The sequence below is a fragment of the Flavobacterium sp. RHBU_3 genome (assembly GCF_046613565.1).
Classification (GTDB): Bacteria; Bacteroidota; Bacteroidia; order Flavobacteriales; family Flavobacteriaceae; genus Flavobacterium.
The window spans coordinates 103640-124286 of the sequence record NZ_JBKJHC010000001.1; the positions used below are offsets into that span (position 1 = coordinate 103640).

Annotated in this window: 19 protein-coding genes and 5 tRNA genes; 12 read left to right on the top strand and 12 right to left on the bottom strand. The window is 41.9% G+C overall.

The annotated features are described in order from the left end of the window. Positions 1-102: 102 nt before the first annotated feature. The 3 genes from trxA to ACLI1A_RS00455 all read left to right on the top strand — a co-directional run bounded on the left by trxA (position 103) and on the right by ACLI1A_RS00455 (position 1737). Entirely contained in the window at positions 103-423 is a 321-nt protein-coding gene (gene trxA, locus ACLI1A_RS00445; RefSeq protein ID WP_411404946.1) for a thioredoxin, read from the top strand. A 190-nt stretch (positions 424-613) separates the two neighbouring features. Continuing rightward, a complete protein-coding gene (locus ACLI1A_RS00450) occupies positions 614-1540 on the top strand; it encodes a DUF58 domain-containing protein (RefSeq protein ID WP_411404948.1) in 927 nt (308 codons plus the stop codon). A 120-nt stretch (positions 1541-1660) separates the two neighbouring features. Continuing rightward, positions 1661-1737: transfer RNA gene (locus tag ACLI1A_RS00455), tRNA-Asp, on the top strand. Positions 1738-1910: 173 nt separating this feature from the next. Here the strand turns inward: ACLI1A_RS00455 and ACLI1A_RS00460 are convergent. Then, positions 1911-2150, bottom strand: coding sequence for a hypothetical protein (locus tag ACLI1A_RS00460; RefSeq protein ID WP_411404950.1), 240 nt, complete (start codon positions 2148-2150; stop codon positions 1911-1913). Between the two features lie 275 nt (positions 2151-2425). Between ACLI1A_RS00460 and ACLI1A_RS00465 the strand changes: the two genes are divergently transcribed. After that, positions 2426-2507: transfer RNA gene (locus ACLI1A_RS00465), tRNA-Leu, on the top strand. Between the two features lie 178 nt (positions 2508-2685). On the opposite strand, the gene ACLI1A_RS00470 is transcribed toward ACLI1A_RS00465, so the two are convergent. From ACLI1A_RS00470 to ACLI1A_RS00485, 4 genes are all read right to left on the bottom strand, one after another. Then, positions 2686-3060 (bottom strand): hypothetical protein, encoded by a 375-nt coding sequence (locus ACLI1A_RS00470; protein ID WP_411404952.1) that lies wholly within the window; start codon positions 3058-3060, stop codon positions 2686-2688. 37 nt (positions 3061-3097) lie between these two features. Then, entirely contained in the window at positions 3098-3538 is a 441-nt protein-coding gene (locus ACLI1A_RS00475) for a hypothetical protein (protein ID WP_411404954.1), read from the bottom strand. 211 nt (positions 3539-3749) lie between these two features. Next, positions 3750-5504 carry an acyltransferase family protein gene (locus ACLI1A_RS00480; RefSeq protein WP_411404956.1) on the bottom strand — a complete coding sequence of 585 codons (1755 nt, stop codon included), beginning with the start codon at positions 5502-5504 and terminating at the stop codon, positions 3750-3752. Between the two features lie 49 nt (positions 5505-5553). Then, on the bottom strand, positions 5554-5835 hold the full coding sequence (locus ACLI1A_RS00485; RefSeq protein ID WP_411404958.1) for a hypothetical protein: 282 nt from the start codon (positions 5833-5835) through the stop codon (positions 5554-5556). A 237-nt stretch (positions 5836-6072) separates the two neighbouring features. Between ACLI1A_RS00485 and ACLI1A_RS00490 the strand changes: the two genes are divergently transcribed. Continuing rightward, a complete protein-coding gene (locus ACLI1A_RS00490; protein WP_411404960.1) occupies positions 6073-7176 on the top strand; it encodes a metallophosphoesterase family protein in 1104 nt (367 codons plus the stop codon). 184 nt (positions 7177-7360) lie between these two features. Here the strand turns inward: ACLI1A_RS00490 and ACLI1A_RS00495 are convergent, their stop codons facing one another. Beyond that, complete coding sequence (locus tag ACLI1A_RS00495) at positions 7361-8185, bottom strand: DUF5995 family protein (RefSeq protein WP_411404962.1); 825 nt, start codon at positions 8183-8185, stop codon at positions 7361-7363. Between the two features lie 113 nt (positions 8186-8298). Between ACLI1A_RS00495 and ACLI1A_RS00500 the strand changes: the two genes are divergently transcribed. Further along, the gene (locus ACLI1A_RS00500; RefSeq protein WP_411404964.1) at positions 8299-9876 is read left to right on the top strand and encodes a tetratricopeptide repeat protein; all 1578 of its coding nucleotides are present in this window, start codon (positions 8299-8301) and stop codon (positions 9874-9876) included. Positions 9877-9914: 38 nt separating this feature from the next. Here ACLI1A_RS00500 and ACLI1A_RS00505 read toward each other — a convergent pair. From ACLI1A_RS00505 to mutS, 4 genes are all read right to left on the bottom strand, one after another. Next, a tRNA-Gly gene (locus tag ACLI1A_RS00505) sits at positions 9915-9987 on the bottom strand. A gap of 32 nt (positions 9988-10019) precedes the next feature. Beyond that, positions 10020-10105: transfer RNA gene (locus tag ACLI1A_RS00510), tRNA-Leu, on the bottom strand. A 22-nt stretch (positions 10106-10127) separates the two neighbouring features. Then, positions 10128-10200: transfer RNA gene (locus tag ACLI1A_RS00515), tRNA-Gly, on the bottom strand. 548 nt (positions 10201-10748) lie between these two features. Then, positions 10749-13316 carry a DNA mismatch repair protein MutS gene (gene mutS, locus ACLI1A_RS00520; RefSeq protein WP_411405636.1) on the bottom strand — a complete coding sequence of 856 codons (2568 nt, stop codon included), beginning with the start codon at positions 13314-13316 and terminating at the stop codon, positions 10749-10751. Positions 13317-13579: 263 nt separating this feature from the next. On the opposite strand from mutS, the gene ACLI1A_RS00525 reads away from it, so the two are divergent. The 6 genes from ACLI1A_RS00525 to ACLI1A_RS00550 all read left to right on the top strand — a co-directional run bounded on the left by ACLI1A_RS00525 (position 13580) and on the right by ACLI1A_RS00550 (position 18555). Continuing rightward, complete coding sequence (locus ACLI1A_RS00525; RefSeq protein ID WP_411404966.1) at positions 13580-13945, top strand: hypothetical protein; 366 nt, start codon at positions 13580-13582, stop codon at positions 13943-13945. Positions 13946-14065: 120 nt separating this feature from the next. Next, complete coding sequence (locus ACLI1A_RS00530) at positions 14066-14509, top strand: hypothetical protein (RefSeq protein WP_411404968.1); 444 nt, start codon at positions 14066-14068, stop codon at positions 14507-14509. Positions 14510-14668: 159 nt separating this feature from the next. Continuing rightward, entirely contained in the window at positions 14669-15136 is a 468-nt protein-coding gene (locus ACLI1A_RS00535; protein ID WP_411404970.1) for a hypothetical protein, read from the top strand. A 349-nt stretch (positions 15137-15485) separates the two neighbouring features. Then, the gene (locus tag ACLI1A_RS00540) at positions 15486-16025 is read left to right on the top strand and encodes an RNA methyltransferase (protein ID WP_411404972.1); all 540 of its coding nucleotides are present in this window, start codon (positions 15486-15488) and stop codon (positions 16023-16025) included. Positions 16026-16059: 34 nt separating this feature from the next. Then, positions 16060-18168, top strand: coding sequence for a T9SS type B sorting domain-containing protein (locus tag ACLI1A_RS00545; RefSeq protein WP_411404974.1), 2109 nt, complete (start codon positions 16060-16062; stop codon positions 18166-18168). 12 nt (positions 18169-18180) lie between these two features. Then, a complete protein-coding gene (locus ACLI1A_RS00550; RefSeq protein ID WP_411404976.1) occupies positions 18181-18555 on the top strand; it encodes a hypothetical protein in 375 nt (124 codons plus the stop codon). 285 nt (positions 18556-18840) lie between these two features. Here the strand turns inward: ACLI1A_RS00550 and ACLI1A_RS00555 are convergent, their stop codons facing one another. Together ACLI1A_RS00555 and ACLI1A_RS00560 are read right to left on the bottom strand one after the other, a co-directional pair. Beyond that, positions 18841-19287: a GNAT family N-acetyltransferase gene (locus ACLI1A_RS00555; protein WP_411404978.1), complete on the bottom strand. Its 447-nt coding sequence runs from the start codon at positions 19285-19287 to the stop codon at positions 18841-18843. Continuing rightward, complete coding sequence (locus tag ACLI1A_RS00560; protein WP_411404980.1) at positions 19271-20443, bottom strand: 3-deoxy-D-manno-octulosonic acid transferase; 1173 nt, start codon at positions 20441-20443, stop codon at positions 19271-19273. The genes ACLI1A_RS00555 and ACLI1A_RS00560 overlap by 17 nt, the downstream gene beginning before the upstream one ends. Between the last annotated feature and the right edge of the window lie 204 nt (positions 20444-20647).

Sequence of the window (20647 nt, forward strand, 5' to 3'; positions counted from 1 at the left end):
ATTATCAATGTATAACCAAAAGCTATGCGTTTGGCGCATCTTTTTATAATGATATTTACTAACTTTGTAGCATAATACTAATTAACAAGACTAAGTAAGAATATGGCACAAGCAATAACAGATGCTACTTTTGAAGAAGTAGTATTAAAATCAGAACAACCGGTACTTGTAGACTTTTGGGCAGCATGGTGTGGTCCATGCCGTATGGTAGGTCCTATCATCGAGCAAATAGGTGAAGAGTATGCAGGTAAAGCAGTTGTTGGTAAAGTAGACGTAGATGCTAACCAGGAATTTGCTGCTAAATACGGTATCCGTAACATTCCTACCGTGCTTATTTTCCAAAACGGAGAAGTTGTAGGCCGTCAGGTAGGTGTTGCACCAAAAGATACGTACACTAAAGCTATTGACGCGCTACTTTCTTAATTAAAGAACGTACCGCTTTGCATACAAAATCCCGCCATTGGCGGGATTTTGTATTTTATGGGGTTTTCCATTTCGAGCGAAACGCAGTGTAGCCGAGAAATCTCCGGTCGGGTGCTGCAAATGAAGAGCTCTCTTTTTATTTGGCATGCCCCAAATTTTGCAGTGGCAAATAATCGCTATATTTGAAGATATGAAGTTAGACGCACAATTAGAAAAGATATCGGCCTTTTCGCACCTGGAGCTTTTGGCCAACCAGATTGTTGAAGGGTTTATTTCGGGCATGCACAAGAGTCCGTTTCACGGCTTTTCGTCGGAGTTTGCCGAGCATAAGGTGTACAACCCCGGCGAGAGTACTAAAAACATCGACTGGAAGCTGTATGCGCGTACCGACAGGTTGTACAGCAAGCGCTATGAGGAGGAAACTAATCTGCGCTGTCACCTGATTATAGACAACTCCAGCAGTATGCACTACCCTAAGCTAAAGGACGGGCAGCTGTTTTACGAAAACAAGATAGGTTTTTCGGTGTTGGCATCGGCGGTACTGATGGATTTACTAAAACGCCAGCGCGATGCTGTGGGGCTTAGCGTATACAGTGATACCTACGAGTACTACGCGCCCGAAAAGGGCAGTGGCAGGCACCACCGCATGCTTCTGGATAAGCTGGAAGGACTGCTTGCGGCACCATCGGCGGCAAAGCCTACCGATACCACCACCTTTTTGCACCAGATAGCGCAAAAGATGCACCGCCGCAGCATGATTATTTTGTTTACCGATATGTTTCAGCCGGGGGAGAACGAAGCGCTGTTTAATGCGCTGCAACACCTGAAGCACGACAAGCATAAGGTGGTGTTGTTTCATGTAATTGACAAAAAAACGGAGTTCAGTTTTGATTTTGATAACAGTCCGCGCAAATTTATTGACCTTGAAACGGGCGAACAGGTGAACCTTTTTGCCGGAAATATCAGGGAAGAGTACGAAAAAAGGGTAGAAGCCTACTTTAAACAGGTAGAAGAAACCTGCATGCAGTACCGAATTAAGTACGTTCCGGTATCGGTAGATGAAAAATTTGAAAAAATATTAACCACCTACCTTGTTGAGAAACAAAAGTTTGGATAATTGACAAAAAAAATATCGAAAAATTATTTTCAAAACACTTGCAGATATCAAAAACAGCCGTATATTTGCACTCGTAATAATGAAACAAACAACGACAAGTTGCTAATCATTTAGGACGCTGGTTTGGTAGTTCAGTTGGTTAGAATACGTGCCTGTCACGCACGGGGTCGCGGGTTCGAGTCCCGTCCAGACCGCCAGTATGCAAGAGAAGCCCTGCTTTAAGCGGGGCTTTTTGCGCCAAAATACATTACTTCCCACGCGGGGAAGTGTAAAGATAGTTGTGTTGTTTATGTCCGCCTCGGCGGATAGGTTTAGTAGTTAGACCAATGAAAAGCTTTCCATTTATTTGGAGGGCTTTTTTATTTTGGGACTAGTCACTGTCATCTTTCTTTCTTAGAGCGTCAAAACGTTCTATGGCTATGGCTTTAAGTTTTGCTATTTCCAGCGGGCCCATGTTGTAGGTGGTTTTGTAGCGTTTTATAAGCGCTTCAATTTTTAGGGCGGCTTCGCTCATGCTTGTGGGAGTTCCGTTTTGGTTATAAAAGTTTTTCTCCTCAAGCTCTTTTGCAAAAATTTCATTTACGTCTTTTAAAAACAACTGTTTTTCCATTAGGTAGGTTTTAAAATTTAAGTTTAGGTATTATAGCGGGGGCTATAATGTTTGTGGCGTAATTGTGCTAACGCGCGATATGCGAAGTTAAAAATTTTGAATTTCAAAAAACACCCGGTTTTAAAAAACAGGTAAAAATTCATGCTTTAAATAATAAGCGTAGTGTTGATTTTTTTTACGGAGTAATTTTTTTCAAAAACGCTTGCTAATTTTAAAAACAGTTGTATATTTGCACCCACTTACTGAAACAATAGCTACATAGTTATTATCAGCCTGCGGGTGTGGTGAAATTGGTAGACACGCCAGACTTAGGATCTGGTGCCTCACGGTGTGAAGGTTCGAGTCCTTTCACCCGCACAAAAGCCTCTGAGAAATCAGGGGCTTTTTTATTTTTAGCACGTTGTAGGGTGGTTGTTAATATTTGGGTTGAATTTCGTTTTTTTTATAGATTAATCTTCTATTTCAATATAATAACCATCCTCTTTATACCAATAAAAAATATAAAACGTCATCATTGTACCGTGAGAAAACTCAATCAGACAAGGATAAAACCTACATCTATTGGCTCTTTTTCGGTTACCGGGTCTATGGCTTTACCATCTTTATACAGGAAATTAGCATAATAACTCGGTGATACTTCCTTAGAGGGATCTATAGCTTTATGATTTATAAACTCCTGTAACTGCTCTGGCGATACAGGCTTGTATTCGCATCTCTTGTAAACATACAATGGAGAAAATTCTTCTACTGTATATAGCAATAAATCAGTATCCGCTATAATTTCTATTAATTCCCGGATTGTTCCTATCGCTCTGTCTCCGTTTAAATATCGATTAATTACTTCTGATTCGTTGTCTTCCAGATAGCCATTTAAATTATTCAATTGAATTTCTATTTTTCCTATTATCATGCTTTATTGTTTTCGTTTAGCATAATGGTTATATTCATTAAATTATCCCTACATCTCCATATTTATCAAGTATAAAAAACGTAACTGTATTTCCCGCAAAGTAAACCATACACGGCAAATTAGTGTCTAAATAATTATCTTTCCCTTCCGGGTGTGTAAACTTTTTATCTGCGTATTTAAAATTCCCATACATGGTTACAGAATATTCTAATGAAGGAGGTAGCATTTCATTTTGTTGCAGTTCAATAAAAGTATCCTGAGAAACAACATTATATTTTGTGTCTCTTAATGCCGAATATTCAAAACTTTCTTCAACAAAGAATATAAGCTCTTCATCTAAAAGCTTTTCAATCAATATATTAACTGTTTCTAAAGAATGATTCCCCAATAAATATTCATCAATTAATTCTTGTATTTTCTTAAAATAAAATCCTGATTTAGATTTAAGTAAATCTATTTGTATTATTCCTATTGCCATAGTATTGTTTTTCGTTTAGCATAATGGTTATTAATCATTTAGGTTATCCCAAGATCCCCTTCTTTATCAAGTATAAAAAATGTAACTATATTTGCAGCAAAGTAAATCATACACTGTGCAGGCTGATTAGGGTATATAAATGTGGAGCAACCTGAAAGCTGCTTCTGTCTAAAAAATGTATTTTTACTATTATTAATCCTGTATCATTGTTTTAGGGCTGGTCCTTAATTTGTAATGTGTTTTTATAGAAGGGTAGGGCGTTTGAATCCTCAAATATTTCAGCAAAATATTTTGCGCCAAAACGTGTAAAGTGTTTTCCGTCCTGGCTTATAAATTTACAGTCGGGTGTAAAAACCGGTAAAGTCCCATCTTTTTCTACGGCAGCAAGTATGTTAATGTAATGGTTGCCCCATTCGTTTGCAAGGGTTTTGTTTCTGTTAATTATAGCTGTTTTTGCTCTTACGCGTTGACTGCAATAGTCGGGAAGGTGCTTGCGGTTAAAGTAAAGCCCGTTGTTAGTGCCGAAGTTTTTTAGTCCTATAATTTTTACCTTGTTTATATCTATATTGTATTTGGTTGATAGTGGGGTAAACTCTTTTTTATTAAGATGAGACATGTAAATAATGCTTGCTTCAGCAATCCTTTGTTTTGCATTCTTTGCTTTTTGTAAATCGAAAATATAGGATATGTCTAACTTGTCGCTGTATTTCGAAGCTAACAGCACATTGGCCCAGTCGCGCGCAAAGCTGTGGCCTATTACTAAAACTTTAATTTTATTATTGCTACAAAAGGTTTTGTCTAATTTGTAGATGCTGTCGTTATACTGCGCGTGCATGTTTCGCTGTATGTTGTTTTTGGTGATTCCTAATTCCGGTACATCGCGCACCACGCCTGCATGTAGATAGATGTAAAGTCCGGTAATAGTTAGAAAAGTTCCTAAGATTCCGGTAGTGCATAAAACGGCTTTGTTGTTTATTTTTTTTAAATTACGGAAAGGCTGCTCTATAAAATAGTAGGTGACAACGGAAAGAAATAAAATCAGCAAACCCATACACAAAGCCTGTAGTGGAGTGTAGTTGTCAGTAACGAAATATCGGGTAAATGCAAGTATAACCTGGTGCCACATGTAGATGCTGAAACTTATTTTTCCTATGAAAGTGAACAGCGGGTTTTCTAAAATGAATTTGTTTGTTTTTGTTTGTCCGGTTGTAATAACTAATGCCGCGCTGATAAAAACAACCAAAAATAACAGTAGTTTTTGAGGTAAAAATATATTTGCAAAAAGCAGTACAGTTAGTAATACTGCCAGGACTACTTTTAATGCAGAAGGTAATGTTCTTTTTTGGAGGAGAATGGCTGTAATACCTCCTAAAGATAATTCGAAAAAGCGTGACGGCAGAAGGAAAAATGCTGCTACGGGGTTTACGGATAAAAAGAATAAAGCGGCAGAAATAACGGTAAGTGCAATTATAGTTATAGAGAGAAGCCGTATTCTGTTTTTTAATAAATAAAATAAGAATGGGTAGACAATGTAAAACTGTTCTTCTATACCCAGGCTCCAGGTGTGCATAAGAGGCATGTAGTGTGTAGAAGTGTTCCAGTAATTGCCAACAGTGAGGTATTGTAAGATGTTGTTTGAAAAGAAGACTGTAGCCACTACCGATTCGCTGAGATTTTCATAATCGTCGGGTAGCATTATGAAATAACCTATAACTAGCGCTGTGAGGCTTACAATAAATAAAAGAGGTATTATTCGTCTGATGCGGCGCATATAAAATTGCGACAGCGAAAGTTTTTTTGTTTCTGATTGATGGTATAGTTGTTTAGTAATAAGATATCCGCTTATTACAAAAAAGACATCTACGCCTAGGTAACCGTTTCTGCAATAGCCAAAATGGAATAATGCAACAGCTACAACTGCCAGTGCGCGTAAGGTGTCAATGTCTTTTCTGTAGGTTGGTGTCATGAATATATTTTTATGAACTTAATAAAGTATAGGTATTGTATGGAGGTTTTTAGCTTTTTTTGTTTTGTTCATCTTCATCAGGAGGAAGAGGGTAATCTTCTACAGGTAGCCACCTTTTTTGATGTGTAGCTAAATAGCCTTGAATCTCTCCCAATGTATAAGAATATTTAAAAATAAGTTCTGGTGTTGTATCTTTAAAGTCTATATACACAAATGGTGAACCATCTAGTACCTCATCTGTTACAGAAATATCTGTGTTGTTTTCTTTGTTAAATTTAAAGGTGTATTGCTCTACTGCCATTGGCGCATACATTATTTCTGATATTTTCATTTTGGTTTGGTTTAAATTGTCTGTTGGTGTGTTCTGCTTATATGGGCATTGTGCAAAAATCCCCGCATTGCTCCCCGGAAAGATAAGGAATCTGGTACAATGTTGTTCCCTGTCTGCTTTTAATTTTTCTTTTCTGCCAAATGTTATTAATAGGTTATAAATCCCAATAAAATTAAGGGTTTTCCGTGTGCAAGCCGTATCTTGCAGGCAGAAGATAATCTCCTTTATTTTTACACCATGGCTTTTAAATCCGATAAAAAATACGACCGCCCCATACTGAAACTCTACCAGCCCGACGACAGTTATAAAGTGCAACCGCTGCCCAAGCCTTCGGGTGCGTACCCGTACCGCCTGGATGCGGCTAAGTTTGTACAGTTGCCACATGATGCATTCAGTTTCCACATGGTGGGCGATACCGGCGGTATGCGCTACCAGAACGGCCAGCAAAGCGTGGCAGAACAAATGAGCAAACAGGCAACTGAGGGCGTGGCGAAACCTGCTTTTTTGTACCACCTGGGCGATGTGGTGTACCACTTTGGTGAAGCGGAGTATTACGAAAGGCAGTTCTTTAAGCCATACAGTGGCTACCCCGGCCCCATATTTGCCATAGCGGGCAACCACGACAGCGATGTAAACCCGAGCAACCCGGTGCCGTATAACAGTCTGGATGCGTTTACAGCCGTATTTTGCGACTCCGAAAGCCGCGACATCAGCTTTAGTACCAGTAAAACCCGCAAAAGCGTTACCCAGCCCCATGTGTACTGGACGCTGCAAACGCCCCTGGCTAACATTATTGGTCTGCACAGCAACGTGCCAAAATACGGTTTTGTAGACGAAGCCCAGCGCAAGTGGTTTGTGGAGGAGCTTAAGGCTGCTGTAAAAGAACGCCCCGGCAAAATGATACTGGTGTGCATACATCATGCACCCTACACGGCCGATTTTAACCACGGATCAAGCGAGCCGATGATAGAAATGCTGGAAAGTGCCTATGCCGAAAGTGGTGTGCTGCCCGATGCCGTGTTTAGCGGCCACGTGCACAACTACCAGCGCTACCATAAAACCTATAATAATGGTAAGGTGGTGCCGTATATAGTGTGCGGTGCAGGTGGGTTTGATGAGCTACATTCGCTGGTGTATGAGGGTGACCCGATGTATACCACAGACAGTCCGTTACTTGATGGTGTGCAACTGCAAAGCTATTGCGACGATAAGCACGGATTCCTTAAAATATCACTGGAACGAAAAGGCGAGGGGGTAACCCTAAAGGGTGAGTATTTTGTGCTGAACAACAAAGATGAAAAGAATACCACTATAGACAGTGTGGATGCGTTTATAATATAAGGGAGAGTTCTTCTTCCATTTGCTTCGCCAGTTCGGGCATAGCCCTCGGGGCGACTGAAGCGCAGCGGAATGGAGAAATCTCATGAATTATTACAAAAGAAATTTAACTTCGTTGAACCTTCGGTGTCTCGACTTCCCTAAAGCTCCGCTCGAAATGGAAGGGCCTGACTGTATATTGAATAAATCACCTTTTAATATTCGCTTTAACTTCGCTAAAGCGTAGTTTCTGATGGGTGTGCAATACCTCAATTACCTTTTTTACATTCTTCCATTCAAAAAGCCGGATAATAAAAATCCCGAATTTAAGGAAGCCTTTGCTTTGGGTTAGCAGCGTACCGAGTTCGCTAATTTCGGTATCGCGTTTCAGGGTTAGGTCGGTGTATTTTTGTGTGTCGGTGCCGCAGGCTATTAGGTCGGTGGCAAAGAGCCATGCGCCGTCGCGGGCGGTGCCCAGGCTAAACTGTACCAGCATGGAATTCGAATTAGTGCCGGTAAACCCCAAAACCGATAAAAATGGCGAAACAATATTCAGCTTGTTAATCACGCCGTAGGTAAGTGCTCCCAGTACGTTGTTTATGGAGTTGTAATCGCGGCGTAGCGCATCTACATCATTTCCCTTTGCGGCGAGTTCTGCCACGGCAATACCCAGGTCATAATTAATGTGCGCGTTCATGCCCAGCAGTAGGTGGTGCAGCACTAAATACGACGAAGCCTCGGCGCTCTTAAACGCCACCCTCCACGATGCCGAAACCAGCGGGCTGTTTTTGTCGGCTTTCCATTGGCTGTATGCGCAGAGATAGCGGTTAGCAAACACCACATCCAGCTCCGCCAGGCGGCTGCCGTCTTCAAACAGCTTATTGTCTATATCTTCCTTAACCTTGCAGGTAACCTTATGGTACAGCGCCGCGAAATACCCCAACCTGTCGCCCGTGCTTTCACATTGGTGTATGATGGCCTCAAGCTGTGCTATAACACTCTCAATGTCCTGTGCTGTTGCTGTTGTTGTCATGGTAAGGTGCTGGTTTTTAGTGTGTAGTAAATGTAGGGAAATTTTTGGTGGTTTTGTTAAAATCGTTATCTTTCGTTTAAATAACCAAATTTTACAACCAAATAATCAAGTGTATGAAAACGAAAGAAGAATTGTTGGAGGAAGTTGAAGGGCTTTTTGAGGAGAAAAAGTATCAGTCAATACTTGATATTTTATCAGATGAAATTTTGGAAGAATATTGTTCATCTGAATTGTGGAAAGTTCGATCTAGAGCTTTTAATAAATTAGACAATAATCCTCGAGCTGTTTTGGATGCAACCAGGTCTATCGATATAGATCCTACTCACGCATTAGTTTATAATTATAGAGGGATTGCTTATTTAAGCATGTATGATTTTGATAATGCGGAAAATGATTTTAAAAAATCTATTAGTTTAAATTCTGATAATATGGGGCCTCATAACAACCTTGGGAATGTTTATTTTCATAGGGAACAATTCTCAAAAGCCTTAGAAGAATATAATATTGCGTTAAAATTAGATCCGTTGGAGGTTATTTTTTACACTAATAAGGGGCTTGTTTACGATAAGCTTCACGAATTTGATGAAGCTATAAAATGTTTTACAATGGCAATTGAGATTAATGAAAATTATGCAAAATCTTATAGATTAAGAGGGAGTGTTTTTGAACAAACCAAAAAATATAGCAAGGCAATTGAGGATTTTAAAAAATATTTACAGTTAGAATCACATAATAAATTTCTTATGAAGAGTGTTAAAGTGAGGATAAAAGAATTAAAGAAAAAATTGGTGTTTGTTCCATACGAAGAAATTTCTGAAATCATCTTGCAAATCAAAGAACTCTTGAGTTTTTCCGGCAATTGTATTACTCATTATACGGCTTTTTCTACTGCTAAAAAATTAATACTAGAAGATGAGAGTTGTTTTCGTTTGTCAGAAGGAACTTTTTTAAATGATACATCAGAGGGAAGGGTGTTGTTTAAAGAGTTGAATTTCTATATTACTAATAAGGCTGATAATGAGAATAAATCCGAATCAGAGCCTTTTACTGAAAAGCCGTTTATTGGTAGTTTTGTGGCTGAAACCAAGCACGATGATTTAGCACTTTGGAGAATGTATGGCAAGGAGAATAAAGAGGAAGCCAGAGGATGTGCGCTTACCCTTGATAGAGCAGTTTTTATTAATAATATCCTAGATTCTATAAGTAATGAATCTTCAGAAAATGATTTGTCTCTCGATTCGGAATTTGTCTTTTACAATGTGGCCTATATATCTAAAAACAATGCAAAGAACTTTGTAGTACCTAATAACCCCAAAATAGAAGACAAGCTAAATGAGTTGATTGAAGAATTAAAGGGTAAACTCAGAGGTAGAAAAAGTAGAGAACTGAAGGTAAGTATTGCGGAAAAGCTCAATGAAATTGTATACTTATTTAAAGATGCTGAATATCAATATGAAAACGAAGTGCGTTTGATTGTTTCCGGTGTAGGTTTCCCAAAAGTAGTGAATTTTGAAAATGGCTTTGGGGTTTATATTTATCTTACCGATATACGCCCGGCACTCCATAAAATAACGTTAGGACCTAAAGTTGAAAAAGCGGAAGAGTTTGCGGCAGCCTTGAACTATTTCTTAAAAGAAAAGTATGAAGATAAAAATGTCGAAATCATAATGTCTCACCTTCCATTCAAATAATAAAAAAACCTCCGAAATACGGAGGTTTTTAATTTCAGAGCGAAAAACGGGATTCGAACCCGCGACCTCCACCTTGGCAAGGTGGCGCTCTACCAACTGAGCTATTTTCGCAGTAAAAAGGCTACCGAAGCCCTGATATTTTGTACTCAAGGCGGGACTTGAACCCGCACGGGCATTACTGCCCACTGGATTTTAAGTCCAGCGTGTCTACCAATTCCACCACTCAAGCATAATAGGTAGTAAACTATTAGAGCGAAAAACGGGATTCGAACCCGCGACCTCCACCTTGGCAAGGTGGCGCTCTACCAACTGAGCTATTTTCGCAGTATGTCAATGTCCCGCAAGCGGTGTCATTATTACGGCTGCAAATATACAATGGTTTTTTATACCTGCAAGTGTTTTTTAGGGAAATTTTACTGCACTGTGCGTAAGCTGCGGTAACGTTCTGATAACGTTTTTCTTAAAATGAAAGTTTTTTTCTGAATTGAGGGAGAAAGAGTTTTCAGTCGCAGTCTCAGTTTTCAGTTGTAGCTCCCGGACAGGAGATGTTTCCACTCCGCTACGCTCAACATGGAACAAGTTTTCAGTTGTATTCTGCTAATTTGAAAAGCAACAACCCCGGCTGCCGCGGCGGACACCCCCTCCAAAGGAAAATCGCTTTGTGAACTTTTTTGCTTTCCAAAGGAAAGCCTTCGTGTTCGTATTAAGCATAATTTAGGTCTTTTGTGCCCTTTGTGGAAAACTTTGTGCGCCTTGTGGTAGAAAATTTCTCGCCAAGCCGCCAAGATGTGTCCATACAATAGTTTAAAGGAGGTAATGCTCACTCCGATAAAAATTGAACGAATCCACAAATCCACGCATCAACAAATAAACTACTTACTGATCATTCGTTTCAGTTCGTTTAGTTTCATTAGCGCCTCTACCGGGGTAAGGGTATTTATGTCCAGGTTTAGTATTTCCTCTTTTATTTCTTCCAGTAACGGGTCGTCCAGGTTAAAGAAGCTCAGTTGCAGTTCGTCTTTAGCGGTAGCCTTTCCTGTAGCCAATGCTTCGCTACTGTGGTCTTTCTCTAACTTTTTAAGGAGTTTTTGTGCCTTCTGTATTACCGTTTGCGGCATACCCGCCATTTTGGCTACATGTATACCAAAGCTGTGCGCACTGCCGCCCTTAACCAGCTTGCGGATAAACAGTACGTTGTCTTTAAGCTCCTTTACGCTTACGTTAAAGTTTTGTATGCGCTCAAAGATGTCCTGCATTTCGTTCAGCTCATGGTAGTGCGTGGCAAACAGTGTCTTCGGCTTGGCAGGGTGTTCATGGATGAACTCGGCTATGGCCCATGCTATACTAATACCGTCGTAGGTGCTGGTGCCACGACCTATTTCGTCAAGGAGTATCAGGCTGCGGTCGCTCAGGTTGTTCAGTATGCTGGCGGTTTCGTTCATCTCCACCATAAAGGTACTTTCGCCCATACTGATGTTGTCGCTGGCGCCCACACGGGTAAAAATTTTGTCTACAATACCCATACGTACACTGTCGGCAGGTACAAAGCTGCCCATTTGCGCAAGCAGTACAATCAATGCCGTTTGGCGCAGTATGGCCGACTTACCACTCATGTTGGGTCCCGTTATCATAATCACCTGTTGTGCGGCACGGTCCAGGTACACATCGTTAGTGATGTAAGGCGTACCTACGGGCAACTGTTTTTCTATAACCGGGTGACGACCTTCCTTAATTTCCAACTCGTGGCTGTCGTCTATTTCGGGCTGCACGTAGTTGTTGTCTAAGGCTAACTGGGCAAAACCGCTAAGGCAGTCCACCTGCGCTATAAGCCCGGCGTTTAGCTGAACCGGCTTTATATAGGTACTTATCCACACCACCAGCTGCTCAAAAAGCTGGCTTTCCAGTGCGTATATCTTTTCTTCGGCACCCAGTATCTTGGTTTCGTATTCTTTAAGTTCTTCGGTAATATAGCGCTCGGCATTTACAAGGGTTTGCTTGCGTATCCATTCTGCCGGAACTTTATCTTTATGTGTATTGCGGACTTCAATATAATACCCGAACACGTTGTTAAACGAAATCTTCAGCGAACTGATGCCGGTTTTTTCACTCTCGCGGCGTTCTATGCCTTCCAGGAATTCTTTACCGCTAAAGGCTATGCTGCGCAGTTCATCCAGTTCGGGGTGTACGCCGGTAGCTATGGCATTGCCCTTGTTTATGGCTACGGGAGCATCGGGGTTCAGGGTGGTTTTTATCTTTTCGCGCAGCAGCTCGCAGGCGTGCAGGCTGTCGCCAATGGCTTTCAGGGCATCGTTATCGCTTTCCAGTGCCAACTGTTTTACCGGTACAATGGCATCAAGCGATTCCTTAAGGTAAATCACCTCACGCGGCGAAATTTTCCCGGTTGCTACCTTAGAGATAAGCCTTTCAAGGTCGCTTATCTGCTTTATCTGCGTTTGGAATTGTGCCAATACCTCACGGTTGTTTTTCAGGTAGGCTACCACTTCATGGCGGGCGCGTACCTTATTTGCGTCCTTAAGGGGCAGGGCAAGCCAGCGTTTTAAAAGACGGCTCCCCATAGGGCTCAGGGTGCGGTCTATAACATCCAGTAGGGTTACGGCATTCTGGTTGGTGCTGTGGTGCAGTTCCAGATTGCGCATGGTAAAACGATCCATCCACACATAAGCATCTTCGGCTATACGCTGAATGTTTGTTATGTGCTGTACTTTGTTATGCTGGGTTTCGCCCAGGTAATACAGCACCGCGCCGCTGGCTATAACACCTTCGGGCAGTTCTTCTATACCAAAACCCTTTAGCGAGTTAGTACCGAAGTGGGCGGTAAGGCTATCAAATGCATAATCTTCTTTATACACCCAGTCCTCTAAATAAAAAGTATGGTGGTTTTCGCCAAAGGCTTCCTTAAAGGTATTCTTCTCGTTTTTGGCGGTAAGCACCTCGCTCGGGCTAAAGTTTTGCAACAGCTTGTCTATGTACTCCTCATTACCCTGTGCACATAAAAATTCGCCGGTAGACACATCCAAAAACGACACCCCTATGGTTTTCCTGCCAAAGTAAACCGAAGCCAGGAAGTTGTTTTGCTTGCTATGCAGTACCTCGTCGTTTAGTGCCACTCCGGGGGTTACCAGTTCGGTAACGCCGCGTTTCACTATTGTCTTGGTCATTTTTGGGTCTTCCAGCTGGTCGCATATAGCTACACGCAGCCCGGCTTTCACCAGCTTTGGTAAATACGTATTCAGCGAGTGGTGCGGAAAGCCTGCAAGTGCGGTTTCGCTCTCGCTGCCGTTGCCGCGCTTGGTAAGGGTAATACCCAGTATACCCGCAGCACGTATGGCATCGTGGCCAAAGGTTTCGTAAAAGTCGCCCACCCTGAATAGCAGACATGCATCAGGATATTTTGCCTTAATGCTGTTGTATTGCTTCATTAACGGGGTTTCTTTCGCGGTTTTTTCTTTAGACGCTGCCAAGGTATTTGCTGTTTAAATGAGTATTGGGCGAAATTAGTCAAAATTTAGCAAAAGGGAGAAGGACGTATTTCAGTAGTTTTCACAAATCAGTTGTTGATAAGGGTGGTGAGGCACATGGTTGTGAAATTCGATTGGTGGTTTAATTTTTTGAGGGTCAAAAATATTTTGCGGAGTAAATGCGTTTATAGTACATTGCAATAACAAATCAATATCATTTAACCATGAAAAAAATCGTACTACTATTGCTGGGGCTTGTTGCCTTTAGTGGCTTTGCCCAACAAAAAAACCAATCTGCCACTAACCAGCCTGTAAAACCTTTGGCAGAAAAATATACTGACCAGATGAAGGACATGCTAACACTTACCCTGAAGCAGGAAACTAAAATAAAAGCACTGTACGAAGAGCACCTTACAAAGTATCCTGAAACGAATGCCAATGCACAGGAGGTAAAAAAAGAAAATGCGGAATTTGATACTAAACTAAAAGGTGTACTTACGGCCGAACAGTTTGAAAAATGGCAATACATAAGGGAGCATCCTATGGCAGCCGGATTTAAGGCCGGTACAGAAAAAGGCAAAAAAGGATAGTTTGCGTTTTTTGTATGGATTTTCCTTTAGCGAAATTTAAGGATTACAGATTAAAATTGTTGCGTCTCGCATTTGTTTAAGTTTTATCTTGCGGCACAAAATTATTATATTGTTCATATCATGAAAAAGATTGCACTACTGCTTATCGCGCTTGTTTCACTTTCGGGTTTTGCACAGCAAAGGCTTCAGGGAGGTAAACAAAACCTTGTGTTTAAAAAAACAGCTAAGGCCACCCCTGAACAACGAGCCAAAGAGCTTACTATACAGTTAGATCTTACCCCGGTACAGGAAGCACAGGTAAAAGCTTTATTTGAAGAGGATGATAAAAACCACCCGGCAGAGGTAAAGAAAACACCTCAGAAAGGTGATATGCTGGAAACGCCAAAAGATAAAGAAATCAAGGCTCAGGAGAAAAAAGCCGAGCGTGTCGAATTTGAAGGGAAAATGAAAAAGGTACTTACACCTGAGCAGTTTGAAAAGTGGAAAAAAAACCGCGATGCCAAGCCTGCTAAGGAGGTAAAAAAGCTTGACGAAAACAACTTACAGGAAAAAACGAAACTGTAAAAATATACCGTGTTGTATAACATTAAAAAGCCATGCTGCAAGCGTGGCTTTTTTGTTTTTTGTTTACCTGCACTTTTTTAGGATTTACCTCAAAAATCAAAGGGTGACGCCGCAACCCGGTACATTTACACTACTAACAATAAAACCAGAGTTTAATAAATGAAAAAATTTGTAATTGCCGCAGCCCTTATGGTTTCGGTTGCAGGTTTTGCTCAGCAAAAGCCTGAAAAGAAGAAAGATGCAAACGCTAAACAAACAGAAAGGCCTACAGCAGATCAAAGGACAAAAGATCTTACTAAAGAGCTTAACCTTGATAAAGCACAGCAGGCTAAAGTAAAGGCGCTTTTTGAGGAAGAAGATAAAAACCGCCCTGAGCCGCCAAAAGACGGTGAAAAGAAAAAACCTGAGCAAGGTGAAAAACCACAACAGCCTAAAGAAAAAGGCGGTAAAGGTGAAAAAGGTGGCGATAAAGCACAAGGTGGCCGTGGCGATATGGATAAGAAAATGAAAGACATCCTTACTGCTGACCAATACAAAAAATGGCAGGAGTCGCACAAGCAGGAACAAGGCAAAGGCGACAAAAAGAAACCTGAAGGAAAAAGGCCGGAAGGTAAAAAATCGGAATAGTTCCTAAACTGCAACTACATATTAATTGAGATTAGCCGTGCTGAAAAGCACGGCTTTCTTTTTTTGTTGCTATTTGTTTCAGGGAGAATTTGTTAGTTACAGAACCCCAGCGGGGGCATGTTTATAGCAGTTATATAAGGGAGAGTGGTTAGATTTCCGAGGAGCGGCATATTTTTACGATTATATGCCGCTCCTCCGGAAATCTTGTGTGATACTGAATTGTCGTCTATAGATATCCCGCTCCTTCGGAGCTGAAAAAACTTTGTGCTCCTAGTCGTGAAATTTAAAAGAAAATAGGGCAGTATATAATTTAAACCGGTACTGTATCTTTGCAAAAAAAAAGATACGCATGAGGAAACTGGCAAACAGCGAGCTGGACCGCAAGAATACGGAAGAGTTTAAAGGGGCAGATAAAACCCCAGTTATTATTGTGCTGGACGATATTCGCAGCCTGCACAACATAGGTTCGGTTTTTCGTACTGCCGATGCTTTTTTGCTCGAAAAAATTTACCTGTGCGGCATAACTGCTACGCCTCCTAACAAAGAAATACATAAAACCGCGCTGGGTGCTACAGATACTGTGGAGTGGGAGTATGAAAAAGATGTAACCGCCGTTATTACAAAACTACAACAACAGGGAGTAAAGGTGTTTGCGGCAGAGCAGGTAGAAAACGCTATAATGTTGCAGGATTTTAACCCGTTGATGGGGGATAAGTATGCGTTAGTGTTTGGTAATGAGGTGAAAGGTGTGTCTCAGGATGCAATTAACCTGTGCGATGGCGTTATAGAAATACCGCAGATAGGAACTAAACATTCCCTCAACATTTCGGTGAGTGCCGGGGTGGTGGTTTGGGATATTTTCAATAAGATACATTACCCTAAAAATTAACAAAGCCGTAAAATTTATTTTATATTTTTACGGAATGAAGATTTCTCCATCGTTTTATTTGTTGGTTTGTGCAATTTTAGGCTTAGCAGGCCCTCTTGCGCATGCCCAGGCAGATCAGCCTCCGGTTGTAACTGCTGCAGGTAACCAAATTTATTGCCCCGGTACAGCCATACCGGTTGTTACTTCTTTTAATATTACAGATCCTGACCCGGGCGATACCACAGCCCTGGCGGTATACATACAAATATCATCCGGATATACTAATGGTTCAGATAGTCTTACACTAACCACTACTATTACCGGCGTTACCACAACCTGGGACAGCGGAGCGGGAAAACTTACCATTAAGGGTACAAATAACCAGCAGTTGCCTTTTACTACGCTGGTACAGGCAGTACAAAATGTGGTTTTTAATACTACTAACCCTAATGCTTCGGGTACACGTACGTTTTCCATCAGTATAGGCGAGGCTAACTACCTGCCGTCTACAGGCCACTATTACCGCTATATACCTAACCTGGGAATAACCTGGACGGCAGCAAAAGATGCTGCCGAGGCTACAAACTACTACGGACTACAAGGTTATCTTGCTACGCTTATGGCACAAGATGAAGCCCAGTTATGCGGAGAGCAAGCCACAGGAACCGGATGGATAGGAGGTTCTGATGCTCAAACCGAGGGTGTGTGGAAGTGGGTAACGGGCCCTGAGGCGGGAACCATATTTTGGAATGGTGGTGTAAATGGTAGTACACCAAATTTTGCCTTTTGGAATAGTGGTGAGCCTAACAATAATAATAATGAAGATTATGCACACGTTACGACTCCGGGGGTAGGTATTGCAGGTTCATGGAATGACCTGAGTAATACCGGTGAGCCCAACGGTAGCTACCAGCCTAAAGGCTATATAGTAGAATATGGAGGCATGCCCGGCGACCCGGTGCTAAACATAGCTTCGAGTACCACGATTACCATGTATAAAATAACTTCGCATACCGATTCTCCTGCTATTTGCGGCAGTGGTAGTGTTACCCTACAGGCGCAAAGCGATAGCGGTACGGTATACTGGTACGATGCTGCTACCGGCGGAAATCTTATAGCTACCGGTAATAGCTATGTTACGCCTATTGTATCTTCTGCTACAGTATACTATGCCTCGGCGTACGATGTTTCTTGCTCTACCGCTCCCCGTGTGGCGGTACATGTTAATATAACTGAAATACCGGTGGTTTCGGCTACGCCTGCCGCTTTTTCTTGTGAGGGAGATCCTGTTGTTTTACAAGCTACTGCTACGGCAGGAACGGTGTACTGGTACGACAGCCCTTCGGCTACGGTGCCTTTGGCCTCGGGTAATTCATTTACCACACCGCCTATTACAGGGGGAATTACATATTATGCAGGAGCTAATAACAATGGTTGCACTGCACCAAACAGAGTGGCGGTATCGGTTGTGTCGGTATCTCTCCCTGAGGTAACTGACCCTGATGATTTTGTAAAATACTTTTGCGAAGGTACATCGGTAACGCTGGCTCCGGTGGTTACAGGTGCAACAGGGTATGTGTGGTCTACCGGCGAAACAACTTCTTCTATAGAAGTTGCCGAAGGGGGAACGTATGATGTAGTGGTTCAAAATTCAAACGGCTGTGAGTATACGGCAACATATACGGTTACTGCGCTTACATCGCCTGTAATAGAGGATGTGTGGGTAGAAAACGATAAGTTAGTGGTGGTAATGCAAGATGGCATACCGGGTAACTATCAGTACTCTATAGATGGGGGCGACTACAGGGCGTCTAATACGTTTTATAACGTATCGCAAGGTAGCCACCTGATTATGGCGCAGTCGATAAACGGATGCGGTGATTATTCTTATATCGTTCACGTAAACCTGATACCAAAATATTTTAGCCCTAACGGCGATTATATAAACGATACCTTTACCTTAGCCGGTATGGCGGGAATGCCGCAGGCCAGGGTAGATATATTTGACCGCTATGGCAAGCTTATTACAGTACTTAACCGTAGTAATCCGTCGTGGGATGGTACTTTTAATGGTACACCCCTTCCGGCAAGCGATTACTGGTATGTGGTAAAAACCAGCAATAATGCGCCCGAAATACGTGGACATTTTTCATTGATACGATAAGACAAACCAATTGTGGACAACAATAAAATGCTTATAAAAGCCATACGGCTTATGAATACGCCCGACGGCAAGTGTACTTTTCAGTACGGCAGCGTGGCTAACACGGTATTTATAGAATCTACAGGCTTTTTTGCCCAAACCTATATAGAAGAATACCAAAAGGTAGCACACCCAGCACCCCGCAGGCAGTATGTAGTAACCATGAGTGGTAAGCTACGCTTTACGGTAACTAACGGCGATACGTTTATCTTAGAACCCGGAGTGTTGTTATTGGCTGAAGATACCGAGGGAGATGGCCATACCTGGCAGCTGATAGAAGGCGAACGCTGGGAGCGTATTTACCTGGTACTGGCCGAAGGCGCTGAAAGTCATTTTATTCCTGATTGATTTTAAGTTTGTGTGCTAACTACTGTTATGAGAATTTACAAGGTTTGAATAATTTTCACCACAAGGGTCACGAAGTTTTTTCACAAAGTGTACAAAGCTAATCACATATTTAGACACAAAGCTTCAATCCCGATAAACCGGGATAAGAACACGAGGCTTTGTGTGCTAGTCTTGTGTTCTTTGTAGCTTGGAACAAGCCATTATTTGTAAAGCCTTGTGTGCCTTGTGAAAAAGCTTTGTGTACTTCGTGGTAAAGGGATATTAGGCTTTTTTAGCCAATAGATATTAAGACTTATAGCGCATTAGTCCGCGCTTGTGCTCTGTAAACCCTTTAGACAGGTACAGCTTGCGTGCGGTTTCATTGTGCGGCTCTATTTCCAGGTACAAGATTTTGATGGAAAGCATCTTGGTTGCCTCCTTTATAAAGTCAAGGGCTTGTTTAGCCAGGCCTTTTCCGCGCATGGCTTCGGTTATAAACAACTCGTCTACAAACGCTATACGCCCGGCGTATTCAAAACTAAATACAAACGTAAGTATTACATACCCTACAGGTTGCCCATCGGCATATATCAGCCATCCTTTGCCCAGCGCACCGTTTTCGATAAACTGAAGGAAAAGATCTTTGCTCACAGCGGCATCTATAGGGTAGCCGTCTATGGCGTAGAACTGCTCCATCATGCCCACTACGGTAGCGGCGTCGGCTGCGCTAAAGGGGTTAAAGCTTACTTCCATGATGTTGTGTTATATAACCCATTATATGATTGATGGCGCCACGGTTTTTCTTTACAAAGTTGCCGGCCTTATCACCTGTTTCTTTTCTGTAGTCAGGGTCATCGGCCAGTTTCTGTAGTAGGGTTTCGGCTTCTTCCTTGTTATTTATTACCAGGCAGCCGCCTTCTTTCGTCAGGCTTATTGCCTCGGGGAATTTATCGTGTATGGGGCCTATAATTATGGGAATGCCAAATGCTGCCGGCTCCAGTATGTTGTGTAATCCTGCGGTGCCAAACCCTCCGCCTACATAAGCGGCATCGGCATAGCTGTATGTTTTGCCCAGCAGGCCTATGGTGTTTATTACAAGTACGTTGTATTCCGCAAGGTTTTTTCCTTCTTTTTCCGTAAAGAAAACCAGCGGCTTGGTTATGTTGTCTTTCAGGCTTTGCATATGGCTTTCGCCAAAGGTATGCGGTGCTATAATAAATTTTATATCAGTAGAGGTGTTTATAAAATCAAAAAACTTCTCCTCATCAGCAGGCCATGAACTCCCAAAAACATAAGTGAGCTTGTTGTTTTTAAACTCTTCTATAAATGGTAGGTGGTTGTCCTGTTCCAGTATACGGCTTACGCGGTCGTAACGGGTGTCGCCGCTAACCGATGAATTGGTAAAACCTATGGATTGCAACAACTCTTTTGAACGCTCATATTGTACAAAAAAGTGGTTAAATGCTTTAAATGCTTTTCTGTAAAAACCGCCGTACCATTTAAAGAATACCTGGTTTGGCCTGAAAAGTCCCGATATAAGATAGGTGGGTACATTAACATTGTGTAGCTCAAAAAGGTAATTCGGCCAAAATTCATACTTAATAAAGAATGCCATATCCGGGTGCGCCAGCTGCATAAACCTCCGGGCATTACCCAGGGTATCCATAGGTAAGTATACTACCACATCGGCGGCAGGGGTGTTTTTGCGTATTTCATATCCCGAAGGGGAAAAGAAGGTAAGCAGTATTTTGTGTTTAGGAAACTGTACGCGCACCTGCTCCATAATGGGGAGTGCCTGCTCGTATTCGCCCAATGAAGCCGAGTGGAACCATATCACTTTATCACTTGGCTGTATCTTTTCGCGCAAAGTAGCAAAGACTGTTTTGCGTCCCTGTACAAAAAGTTTCATCTTGTGACTGAACAATGCCACAATGTGCAGAATCAAAAAAGTGATTTGGGTGAAAAAGCTATACAGTAGCCGCATGTTTTTTTTGCAAAAATACGGTTTATTTTTTGCCTGCATACCACTTAGTTTATCTGTAGGAGAATCCTTGTTATGTTGTTTTGGCGCCTTATTTACATTCCACGTTATATGTTGTACAATTCACGACAT